The sequence below is a fragment of the Photobacterium swingsii genome, assembly GCF_024346715.1.
Classification (GTDB): domain Bacteria; phylum Pseudomonadota; class Gammaproteobacteria; order Enterobacterales; family Vibrionaceae; genus Photobacterium; species Photobacterium swingsii.
This window is the reverse complement of the sequence record NZ_AP024852.1, coordinates 599,000-610,939: the sequence shown is the minus strand read 5'-3', so window position 1 is coordinate 610,939 and position 11,940 is coordinate 599,000. Positions and strand designations below refer to the sequence as shown.

At 45.3% G+C, this 11,940-nt stretch carries 9 protein-coding genes, 1 tRNA gene, 1 rRNA gene and 1 other annotated feature; of the genes, 4 read left to right on the top strand and 7 right to left on the bottom strand.

Going from position 1 to position 11,940, the window contains the following annotated elements; all coding sequences use genetic code 11:
• Positions 1–146 precede the first annotated feature (146 nt).
• The 4 genes from OCU77_RS03040 to clpB all read right to left on the bottom strand — a co-directional run bounded on the left by OCU77_RS03040 (position 147) and on the right by clpB (position 5,738).
• Positions 147–222: transfer RNA gene (locus tag OCU77_RS03040), tRNA-Glu, on the bottom strand.
• 98 nt (positions 223–320) lie between these two features.
• Positions 321–1,863, bottom strand: a 16S ribosomal RNA gene (locus OCU77_RS03035).
• A 393-nt stretch (positions 1,864–2,256) separates the two neighbouring features.
• A complete protein-coding gene (locus OCU77_RS03030; RefSeq protein ID WP_048900813.1) occupies positions 2,257–2,940 on the bottom strand; it encodes a tellurite resistance TerB family protein in 684 nt (227 codons plus the stop codon).
• Between the two features lie 224 nt (positions 2,941–3,164).
• On the bottom strand, positions 3,165–5,738 hold the full coding sequence (clpB, locus tag OCU77_RS03025) for an ATP-dependent chaperone ClpB (RefSeq protein ID WP_048900814.1): 2,574 nt from the start codon (positions 5,736–5,738) through the stop codon (positions 3,165–3,167).
• A 253-nt stretch (positions 5,739–5,991) separates the two neighbouring features.
• Between clpB and OCU77_RS03020 the strand changes: the two genes are divergently transcribed.
• Positions 5,992–6,363, top strand: a complete 372-nt coding sequence (locus OCU77_RS03020) for a hypothetical protein (protein ID WP_048900815.1) — start codon at positions 5,992–5,994, stop codon at positions 6,361–6,363.
• 84 nt (positions 6,364–6,447) lie between these two features.
• Here OCU77_RS03020 and pgeF read toward each other — a convergent pair whose 3' ends face one another.
• Together pgeF and rluD are read right to left on the bottom strand one after the other, a co-directional pair.
• Positions 6,448–7,182, bottom strand: coding sequence for a peptidoglycan editing factor PgeF (pgeF, locus tag OCU77_RS03015; RefSeq protein WP_390624760.1), 735 nt, complete (start codon positions 7,180–7,182; stop codon positions 6,448–6,450).
• Between the two features lie 37 nt (positions 7,183–7,219).
• On the bottom strand, positions 7,220–8,194 hold the full coding sequence (gene rluD, locus OCU77_RS03010) for a 23S rRNA pseudouridine(1911/1915/1917) synthase RluD (protein WP_107303055.1): 975 nt from the start codon (positions 8,192–8,194) through the stop codon (positions 7,220–7,222).
• A gap of 139 nt (positions 8,195–8,333) precedes the next feature.
• Here rluD and bamD point away from each other — a divergent pair, with 139 nt between their 5' ends.
• From bamD to pheA, 3 genes are all read left to right on the top strand, one after another.
• Positions 8,334–9,059, top strand: a complete 726-nt coding sequence (gene bamD / locus OCU77_RS03005) for an outer membrane protein assembly factor BamD (RefSeq protein WP_048900817.1) — start codon at positions 8,334–8,336, stop codon at positions 9,057–9,059.
• A 401-nt stretch (positions 9,060–9,460) separates the two neighbouring features.
• Positions 9,461–9,817, top strand: a complete 357-nt coding sequence (gene hpf, locus OCU77_RS03000) for a ribosome hibernation-promoting factor, HPF/YfiA family (RefSeq protein ID WP_048900818.1) — start codon at positions 9,461–9,463, stop codon at positions 9,815–9,817.
• Between the two features lie 181 nt (positions 9,818–9,998).
• Positions 9,999–10,119: a sequence feature (Phe leader region), on the top strand.
• Between the two features lie 57 nt (positions 10,120–10,176).
• On the top strand, positions 10,177–11,346 hold the full coding sequence (gene pheA, locus OCU77_RS02995; protein ID WP_048900819.1) for a prephenate dehydratase: 1,170 nt from the start codon (positions 10,177–10,179) through the stop codon (positions 11,344–11,346).
• Between the two features lie 77 nt (positions 11,347–11,423).
• On the opposite strand, the gene OCU77_RS02990 is transcribed toward pheA, so the two are convergent.
• Positions 11,424–11,894, bottom strand: coding sequence for a type II secretion system protein (locus OCU77_RS02990; protein ID WP_053111903.1), 471 nt, complete (start codon positions 11,892–11,894; stop codon positions 11,424–11,426).
• Positions 11,895–11,940 lie beyond the last annotated feature (46 nt).

Below are 11,940 nucleotides of genomic sequence, written 5' to 3'. Positions count from 1 at the left end.
AACTCGTTTTTATCATTAAGATAAAAACTATTGTAATTGAATCTATTGATTCAATTTACTAGTCAGCTTTCCAGATTGTTAAAGAGCATGTGTTTATCCGAAGATATCCACTTTCTAATCACACTCTTGCGAATGTCTTTAGAAAGTGGCGTCCCATAGGGGAGTCGAACCCCTGTTACCGCCGTGAAAGGGCGGTGTCCTAGGCCTCTAGACGAATGGGACTAAGTACTTTCTAGAAAAATCACTTTATGATTTTTCACTCTTTTACATTTTAACCAAGCAATCTGTGTGGACACTGCATCAAACAAGCAGTCTATCGTTAAGGAGGTGATCCAGCCCCAGGTTCCCCTAGGGCTACCTTGTTACGACTTCACCCCAGTCATGAACCACACCGTGGTAAACGCCCTCCCGAAGGTTAAGCTATCTACTTCTGGTGCAGCCCACTCCCATGGTGTGACGGGCGGTGTGTACAAGGCCCGGGAACGTATTCACCGTGGCATTCTGATCCACGATTACTAGCGATTCCGACTTCATGGAGTCGAGTTGCAGACTCCAATCCGGACTACGACGTACTTTCTGGGATTCGCTCACCATCGCTGGTTGGCAGCCCTCTGTATACGCCATTGTAGCACGTGTGTAGCCCTACTCGTAAGGGCCATGATGACTTGACGTCGTCCCCACCTTCCTCCGGTTTATCACCGGCAGTCTCCCTGGAGTTCCCACCATTATGTGCTGGCAAACAAGGATAAGGGTTGCGCTCGTTGCGGGACTTAACCCAACATTTCACAACACGAGCTGACGACAGCCATGCAGCACCTGTCTCAGAGTTCCCGAAGGCACTAAGCTATCTCTAGCGAATTCTCTGGATGTCAAGAGTAGGTAAGGTTCTTCGCGTTGCATCGAATTAAACCACATGCTCCACCGCTTGTGCGGGCCCCCGTCAATTCATTTGAGTTTTAATCTTGCGACCGTACTCCCCAGGCGGTCTACTTAACGCGTTAGCTCCGAAAGCCAGTGTTCAAGACACCAACCTCCAAGTAGACATCGTTTACGGCGTGGACTACCAGGGTATCTAATCCTGTTTGCTCCCCACGCTTTCGCATCTGAGCGTCAGTCTTTGTCCAGGGGGCCGCCTTCGCCACCGGTATTCCTTCAGATCTCTACGCATTTCACCGCTACACCTGAAATTCTACCCCCCTCTACAAGACTCTAGTCTGCCAGTTCAAAATGCTGTTCCGAGGTTGAGCCCCGGGCTTTCACATCTTGCTTAACAGACCGCCTGCATGCGCTTTACGCCCAGTAATTCCGATTAACGCTCGCACCCTCCGTATTACCGCGGCTGCTGGCACGGAGTTAGCCGGTGCTTCTTCTGCAGCTAACGTCAAATGATAGCGCTATTAACACTACCACCTTCCTCACTGCTGAAAGTACTTTACAACCCGAAGGCCTTCTTCATACACGCGGCATGGCTGCATCAGGGTTTCCCCCATTGTGCAATATTCCCCACTGCTGCCTCCCGTAGGAGTCTGGACCGTGTCTCAGTTCCAGTGTGGCTGATCATCCTCTCAGACCAGCTAGGGATCGTCGCCTTGGTGAGCCTTTACCCCACCAACTAGCTAATCCCACCTGGGCTAATCTTGACGCGAGAGGTCCGAAGATCCCCCTCTTTGGCCCGTAGGCATTATGCGGTATTAGCTATCGTTTCCAATAGTTATCCCCCACATCAAGGCATATTCCCAGGCATTACTCACCCGTCCGCCGCTCGTCAGCGAAGTAGCAAGCTACTTCCTGTTACCGCTCGACTTGCATGTGTTAGGCCTGCCGCCAGCGTTCAATCTGAGCCATGATCAAACTCTTCAATTAAAGTTTTGTTGGTCTTGCGACCGGCTCAATGAATACTGATTGAACATCGATAACTAGAAGCTAGTCATGATATTCGAATTGACTGTGCCAACTTATTTTCACTACCGAAGCAGTAAACTTAAATTGTATTGGTCACTCAGTTCATTGATATAATCTTTTTTGACTATTCATTTCACGAGTGCCCACACAGATTGCATGGTCAAATTGTTAAAGAACAAACTGACTTATCGTTGCTGGCTAAGCGCCTTGCTCCGTGTCAGTGAGGACGCATTATAGAGACTTCGATCACATTGGCAAGGGGCTTTTTGAATTAATTACGTAAACAGCAACTAACCGAACAAAATTACATCAAAACATGAAAAAGCGGTCAAATAACAACGTCAAAGATACAAACTATAGTGATGCTTGCTCTTCCAACTCGTTTATTAATCCCTGCGGTAACGCTAATGCTTGGGACAATTGTGCTAAATATGCCTTTTCCATGAAGTGATCAATATCAATCGCGAGTAATGACACCAAATAGACTTCAGAGGCTTGTTCTAGGTTATTGACCTCCTTGGCTAGTAGTACAGGATCCAATGGCTCATTCATCCAACCAGCAATTAATGTTTCAATATTATCGTCAACACCTTGCTCATGTACCCATGACGTTATCGCTTGTTTTTCTTCGTCATCAATATGACCATCAGATCTTGCTGCAAACACCATGGCCTTTAATAGTAATAAGTTTTCAGGACTTATCGCTGTATTCTCTTGGTTAGCTGTATCTTTATTTAAAGAGCCTGCTTGTTCTTGATACACCACCGACTCACTAGGTTGATTTTGCTGCCACTTTTTATAAGCCTGATAAGCTAATGTACCCGCCACAGCCGTACCACCAACAACCGCGGCTTTCTTTCCGTATTTCGTCACCAATTTACGGCTTTTCTTATTACCCAGTAACGTCCCAAGTAAACCACCACCAACTGCACCTTTAAGCAAATCAGCCTTGCTTGATGAAGATCCTGATATGGAAGGCTTATCATCGCTCATCAATTTACTTGCTTGTCCTAGTAGCTGATCCATTAAACCTTTCATTCTCTTACCCCTTGACTGGCTGACACCTGTAATAGATGTACTCACAGTACAACGCTCAAAGTGAATCGAAAATGAATTCGCAGGTAAATTAAAGTAAAGGGAATAGATTGCACATCCCTCAGTATTTGTAGGAAAGAGAAGATAAAAAAACACCGAAGCAATCTCTCACCTCGGTGTTTCTCTTCGACATGGCCAAATCATGGATTAGCTATCGATTCAAGCGACTACTGCTGCGCAACAATTTTACCATCGGTTGCCACTATCTGGATTAGCTTACTCGGTACTAATTTGCCAGACAGAATATCTTGAGCCAGTGGGTTCTCAATATATTGCTGAATCGCACGTTTTAGTGGGCGAGCACCGTAAACAGGGTCAAAACCAGCTTGCGCAATTAACTCAAGTGCACTTTCGTCAAGTTCGAGTTGGTAGTCTTTCTCTTCAAGACGCTGAATCAAACGTTCAACTTGAATGCTAGCGATATGTTTGATGTTCTCTTGACCTAGCGGGTGGAACACCACTGTTTCATCGACGCGATTAATAAATTCAGGGCGGAAATGATGGCTCACCACATCCAGTACCATGTCTTTAATTCCGGCATAGTCCAGCTCTCCAAAATTCTCTTGGATACGATCTGACCCTAAGTTTGACGTCATGATGATGACACTATTACGGAAATCAACCGTGCGGCCTTGTCCATCGGTAAGGCGCCCATCGTCTAAAACCTGTAAAAGGATATTAAACACATCAGGGTGAGCCTTTTCGACTTCATCAAGCAAGATGACAGAATAAGGACGACGGCGCACAGCCTCTGTGAGATAACCCCCTTCTTCATAACCGACATAACCTGGAGGCGCACCGACTAGCCGAGCAACAGAGTGTTTCTCCATAAACTCTGACATATCAATACGTACCATATTATCTTCACTGTCGAACATAAACTTCGCCAATGATTTACACAGTTCGGTTTTACCCACCCCCGTTGGCCCCAAGAATAAGAAAGAGCCGATAGGACGATTAGGATCAGACAGGCCTGCTCGGCTACGGCGAATTGCATTCGATACCGCATCTACCGCTTCATTTTGACCAATCACACGTTTGTGCAGTGCTTCTTCCATCCGCAGTAATTTATCACGCTCACCTTCTAGCATCTTAGCGACAGGTATCCCCGTTTGGCGTGATAGCACTTCTGCAATCTCAGCTTCCGTAACCTTGTTACGTAATAAGCTCATTTCCTGCATTTCAGCTTGCGCCGCAAGATCGAGTTGCTTTTCCAGCTCTGGGATTCGGCCATATTGCAGCTCAGACATACGATTGAGATCACCAGCTCGACGCGCGATCTCCATATCCATTCGCGCTTGCTCAAGCTCTGACTTAATATGTTGCGTGCCTGACAATGCTGCTTTTTCGGCTTTCCATACTTCTTCTAATTCGGCGTACTCACGCTCTTTACTTTCAAGCTCAAGGTGTAAGTCATTTAAACGCTTTTGGCTTGCGTCATCACTTTCTTTCGCCAGCGCTTGTTGTTCAATTTTGAGCTGGATAATACGTCGCTCTAAACGATCCAGTGATTCTGGTTTAGAGTCAATTTGCATACGAATGCTGGACGCTGCTTCATCAATCAAATCAATTGCTTTATCAGGCAACTGGCGATCTGATACATAACGCTGCGATAAGCGGGCTGCCGCTACAATGGCTGGATCCGTAATTTCTACATGATGATGCAATTCATAACGTTCTTTTAGGCCACGTAAAATAGCCACGGTATCTTCTACCGTTGGTTCATCCACCAGCACTTTTTGAAAACGACGCTCTAGTGCCGCGTCTTTCTCAATATATTGACGATATTCATCCAGCGTTGTTGCACCAACACAATGCAATTCGCCACGTGCTAATGCTGGTTTTAGCATGTTGCCAGCATCCATTGATCCTTCGCCTTTCCCTGCGCCGACCATAGTATGCAGTTCATCAATAAAGAGGATAACGCTACCCTCTTCTTGCGATAATTCGTTTAAAACAGATTTCAGACGCTCTTCAAATTCACCACGATATTTCGCACCTGCAATCAATGCTCCCATATCCAGTGATAAAACACGTTTACTGCGCAATCCTTCAGGTACTTCGCCATTCACGATACGTTGAGCAAGCCCTTCGACAATAGCCGTTTTACCTACACCCGGTTCACCGATGATCACTGGATTATTTTTAGTACGACGCTGCAATACTTGGATTGTGCGGCGAATTTCATCATCTCGGCCAATTACCGGATCCAGCTTGCCTTGCTCTGCTCGCTCTGTCAGATCGATTGTAAACTTCTCTAACGCTTGGCGATTTTCTTCCGCGTTAGGATCATCAATATTTTGCCCACCACGCACTTGGTCGATGGCTTTTTCTACTTTAGCTGCGGTTAAACCGAGATCTTTCAGCAACTGCCCCAATGGGCCTTTGTCATCAACAGCCGCCAGGATAAATAACTCTGATGAGATATATTTATCTTTGCGCTTTTGTGCCAGCTTATCGCACATATTCAGTAGCATCCCCATGCTATGCGACAGCTGAACATCACCACCGATGCCAGTTACTTTAGGGAGTTTATCGAGTTGCTCAGATAAGCGAGAACGCAGCTGAGTGGTATCAACATCCAGCATGGTCAGCAATGGACGAATAGTGCTGCCATCTTGGTTGATCAACGCCAACATCAAGTGAACAGGCTCGATGTACTGATGGTCTCGTCCTAATGCTAGCGACTGCCCATCAGAAATAGCCATTTGAAACTTACTGGTAAATCGGTCAAGACGCATAAGTCCTCCCCTCTCGATATTATTTCTCAGTAATAGATATGGAGCTGATCTCTCAAAATTTCAACTTAACCACCAAGAGTTTATTGCGGTTAACAACCAAAATTCCGACAGCGATTATGCACAAACAGTCATATTAACTATTTGAGTCTAGTTTTTCGATAAATTAAATGGAATAGCATTCCTTATGTTGACAGCTAAATATAGAATGCCGTACCATTTAAACAATACGACGTTCCATATCGAGGAAAAAACCATGTTCAAGAAAGGCCTAACTACTTGCGCTGTTATCATTGCCGCACTTGCTTCATCTACTCACGTTATGGCTCAACGCGATATTCAAGAAAAACGCCAAGAAGTACGTCAGGAAGCTCGAATTGAGTCACGTACTGAAGCACGCATTGAAAACCGCCATAGTCCAAAGACTGTTGCAACCAATGTTGTCGTTATTCAAAATGCAATGCTACGTACTGTTAGCTATAACGGCATTGTGTTATTGCACGATACTGTTAACCAACGCTTCTACCGCGCAAAAGACAATGGTTACGAGGTTTATTCCGTTCCCTTTGGTGCGAATGTGGTTCAACTGTCACAAGCGAACCCGATGAACATCACTATCATTAACTAGTGTTGTTATTGCCAAATACAAAAAGCCCCATAAACACGACGTTTATGGGGCTTTTCTCTTTTAAAATCGGATGATTGGCCAGTGCTATTCAATCCAGATCAAACTTGCTTGACGACCAGTAATACCATCTCGGCGGTAAGAGAAGAAAGTCTCAGATTCAGTCACGGTGCAGTGCTCTCCCCCATAAATATGGGTAATACCGCTATGGCATAGGCGCTGATGAGCAAGCTGATAAATATCAGCTAGCCACTTTTCACCGTGTGCTGTAAACGCACACTCGGCTTCAGGAAGCACAGCCATAAACTGCTGGCGTACTTCTTCTCCCACTTCAAATTGTTGTGGGCCAATAGCAGGGCCTAACCACGCCAAGATCTCACCACTGGGTGCATCAAATAACGCTAACGCTTGCTCTATAATACCATCCACTAACCCACGCCAACCGGCATGCACAGCCGCAACTTGTGTTCCTGCCTTATCGCATAATAAAACAGGTAGGCAATCAGCGGTCATCACAGTACAAGCGATACCCGGCTGCTGGGTATAGCTACCATCAGCATCGACAGCTTCAAGCAACGGTTCGGTGAGTGTTAACACCCTTGTGCTATGGACTTGGTTTAACCAAGCTGGTGATGATGAAAGTCGCAGCTGTTGCTGCAAACTATCACGATGATGACACACAGATTGAGGGTCATCGCCAACATGCAAACCTAAGTTAAAACTTTGGTAAGGGGCGACGCTCGTACCACCTACTCTTGTTGTGCTAATTGCCTTTACATGAGCTGGCGCTGGCCACTCAGGAACAATATGCGCTGCCATCATCACATCCTTATAGATTTACTAACGAACTTAATGGCCGTTAGTAATCGTCTTCACCATTTTCGATTTTATCTTTGCGCAGAATGTCGATCATCGCCACCATATCGCTTGGTAGCGGAGCATGCCATTCCATCACCTCACCCGTTATTGGGTGAGCAAGGCGCAACATACGTGCGTGCAGTGCTTGACGATCAAAAGCACGCAGAGCAGCAATAAACTCATCCGAAGCGTGACGTGGTGGACGAGGACGACCACCGTACTGTACATCACCCACTAGCGGGTAAGTCAGGTAAGACATGTGAACACGGATTTGGTGAGTACGGCCTGTTTCAAGGCGTAGAACCAAACGCGTGTGTACGCGGAAGTGCTCAGCGACACGGTAGTGCGTAATCGCCGGTTTGCCCAACTCGTGAACAGCCATACAAATACGTTTCGTCGCATGGCGGCCGATTGGTTTTTCAATCGTACCACCACCGGTCATTTTACCGATAGCGATAGCTTCGTACTCACGCGTGATCTTACGCTTTTGCAGTGCTCGTACTAAACGTGTTTGCGCTTGGATCGTTTTCGCCACCACCATTAAGCCTGTGGTGTCTTTATCCAAACGGTGCACAATACCTGCACGTGGTACTTCAGCCAGTGACGGACAATGGTGCAATAATGCATTCAATACCGTACCGTCTGGTGTACCTGCGCCTGGGTGAACCACGAAATCGCGCGGTTTGTTGATCACGATAATATCGTCATCTTCGTACACGATATTCAATGGAATATCTTGTGCTTCCCAACGCACTTCATCTTCGATTTCTGCAATAATGTGTAGCTCTTCGCCACCCATCATTTTTGCACGTGGCTTATTAACGACTTCGCCGTTAACCGACACCATGTCACCAAGGATCCATTCTTTGATGCGAGATCGTGAATAATCTGGATATAATTCTGCAACAACCTGGTCTAGACGTTTGCCTAGCTGGCTCTCATTTACTGTATTTGTTAACTCTATTTGCTGTGCCATAGCGAACTTTTTCAAAAAGCGTGAGACTAAATGCCAAACGCTGAGTAAAATAACCTAATAGTGTCATTGTATCTGTTAACGGCTCTCACCGTAATGGATCACAGAAATAAAATTTTTGATCAAGGAATCTGATGCCGTAATGAAACGCCTGACTCTCACAGCGATTCTTGCTGTCGCCCTACTTTCGGGCTGTTCCAGCACAGAAGAAGTTGTGCCAGATGTGCCGCCTTCTGAGCTTTATGCCACAGCGCAAGAAGCACTACAAAGTGGTAGCTGGACAAAAGCCATCGAACGTTTGGAAACGCTCGATTCACGTTATCCATTCGGTGCCTACTCAGAACAGGTGCAGCTGGATCTAATTTATGCTTACTACAAAAACGACGATCTCGCGTTAGGTGAAGCCACCATAGATCGTTTTAACCGTTTAAACCCTGTCCATGAAAAAACAGACTGGGTAATGTATATGCGTGGTCTAACGCACATGGCACAGGATCGCAGCTTTATGCACGATTTGTTCAGTGTCGACCGTCATGACCGTGACCCTGTTCCTGCACGCACGGCATTCCGTGATTTTAAACGTCTACTCGATCGCTTCCCGAACAGCCAATATGCAGCCGATGCAAAAGCGCGAATGATTTTCTTGAAAAATCGTCTTGCTGATTACGAGCTAGCAACCGCTGATTTTTACGTTCGTCGTGAAGCCTGGGTCGCTGCGGTTAACCGTTGCCAACAAATCCAACGCTTATACCCAGATACAGAAGCTGCGCGTAAGTCATTAGACTTAATGCTAACGGCTTACGAAGCATTAGGGCTTGAAGAGCCAATTGCTAATACTAAAAAGTTAATCGCGCTCAATCCAAGTTAACAATAACGCCATAACAAAAAACGGCAGCCTCTATGGCTGCCGTTTTTTTTAATTCCACATTCTGAACCGTTTTCATTCAGCACTCATTGTCACCCAGCTTTAACGTGGCTCATCGAGTCAGATACAAAGCGGACAAAAATAACACAAGCGTTTGTAACTAATCGAAAAAGTCCCCTAGTCAGCACCAGCCGCCAGCGTTTTATCTTCCTTCATACTGCCCTAACCTGATCGGAATAAACAAGCCTTTTCGTGAAAGTTTTTTACGACAAAAGCGGTTTGATCACAGAATTATTCTGGATAAATTTAAAAAAAACAAAGCGTGATCCCGATCACATTATTGAATCCTGAATTTAGTAATCTGAATTCAACCCAACGAAGGGTAGCAAAAGAGGAAGATAATTATGACAGTAGAAATCACCGGCAAAAACCTAGATATCACCCCTGCTATCCGTGAGAGAATTGAACTTAAATTCAGTAAGTTAGAAAAATATCAAGTACCGCTAATTAACAAGCACGCTGTAATTAGCACAGAGCCAAATCGTCAATTTAAAGTAGAAGCATCTGCTGCTATTCCGGGAGGTAATATTGTTGCCTCAGCAGAGCACGACGACATGTATGGTGCGATTACTGAAGTTTATCAAAAACTCGAACGCCAACTGAATAAACAAGCGCATAAGCCTTCCGCGCGCCGAGCTAGCCATAGCAACAAGCCTGAGCTTGTCGAGGTAGAGGAAGAGGAAGAAGAAGCTGACGTATAACCGCAAGCTTTAAAGAGGAATTCATAACCAACCCCGCCTCGTGCGGGGTTTGTTTGTTCTTCTAGCTGCTTTATTCACCTTGACAACCACCCCCAACAACAATATGGTGATTTAGTCCCTTTGGGATACAAGGCTGTAAATAAATCATCACAAACAAGAAACGAATTATCTAACGATTATGTCTGACCTAAACCTGTTTTTCTTTACCTTCTTTTTTATGTCCCCTTAGTGGAGGCTATTCGTTGTGCAAGAAAGAAGATAAAGACGAATAGAAAGCCTCCCAAACGGGAGGCTTTTTTACATGTATCCAACACATATAAAGTATTAATCAATCAGCGACTGCGATAACAAGGATTCTTATGACAGACAAACTATATTCATTGGATGATATTCGTACGAATGTTAGCCGGATAGATAACGAACTACTGAAACTATTAGCTGAACGTCGCCAATTAAGCCTTGAAGTCGCAAAAAGCAAAATTGAAACCGCTAAACCCGTTAGAGACTTAACTCGCGAACAAGCACTCCTATTGCGCTTAGTCGATTCAGGTAAAGAGTTACAGCTAGACCCACAATACGTCACCCAAATTTTCCACACCATCATTGAAGACTCGGTGTTATACCAACAAGCCTATTTGCAAAAACTCACCAATCCTGAAAGTTTACAGCCCGTGGCACGTGTTTCGTTCTTGGGCTCGAAGGGCTCATACTCTCATCTTGCTAGCCGTAACTATTTCAGCAAAAAACAAACCCAACTGGTTGAAATGAGCTGCTCAACCTTCCGTGATGTGATTAATACTGTTGAAACAGGCAATGCAGACTATGGCGTCTTACCGATTGAGAACACCAGCTCTGGTTCTATCAATGAGGTGTACGACTTACTGCAACACACCAGTCTCTCGATTGTCGGCGAAATCACTCAACCTATCGAACATTGTCTACTGGTCGCGACAGACACTAGCCTAGAGAATATTAAAACGCTGTATTCGCATCCACAACCCCACCAGCAGTGCAGTGAATACTTACACGCGATGGGCGATATAGACCAAGAATACTGCTCTAGCACTGCGGAAGCGATGCAAAAAGTGGCCGAACTACAACGTAATGATGTCGCTGCTATTGGCAATGCATCCAGCGGAGAAATTTACGGGTTAACGGCGGTGAAATCTGGCATTGCGAATCAGCAAGAAAACTTCACCCGCTTTATTGTTGTTGCGCGTAAACCCGTCGAAGTCACCTCACTGATCCCAGCGAAAACAACCTTGATTATGTCAACGGCGCAAAAAGCAGGCTCTCTAGTTGAGTGTTTAGTAGTACTACGTAACCTCAACATCAACATGACTAAGCTTGAGTCTCGTCCTGTTATTGGCAACCCATGGGAAGAAATGTTCTATCTCGACGTAGAGCAAAATCTAAAATCAGACGTCATGCAGGAAGCACTTGAAGAGTTAACACGTTTAACCCGCTTTATTAAAGTATTAGGCTGCTACCCAAGCGAGAACGTGAAACCTGTTGATATCGAATTTTAATCGCCACAGGTCACTATCAACAAATAAGGGAGCTTTATGCTCCCTTTTGTTTAGCGCCTCACAGATAGCAATAACATCTAGCAGCCATCAGAAAAAATAGAGGTCACAAAGATCGTTTCGTTATTATTTTCGATGTTAGTTGCTTGCAAATAACACTGACTGTCATAAACAGCTTTGGCTGTCTTTTGAAAGCCAAACACCACTACATGCGGGCCTGTATGCCCATTCGTGACGCCGTTAAAAGCCTGGATATCGGTTTGCACTATATGGCCTAAATTGGTTTTACTCGCTACTGGGGTCCCATCAATCACGGCAATGCTCTTATTATTAACCTCAACAATAGCCTGACCCTTTTCGACACCGTTTAGTACCGCTTTACCATACACAATCCCCACAGAACTCTTGAGCGCACCTTCCAGACCACTGAGCGTGGCTTTTCTTGCATCACCCTGAATATTCATGAATTTTGGGGCTGCCGTCACGGCTAAAATACCGAGTACAACGATCGTCACAATCAATTCGATTAGGGTAAAACCTTTATTAGTCATTGTGAGCCACCATCGCCAAAGTTGCTCTCATTGTACCGTAACGCCA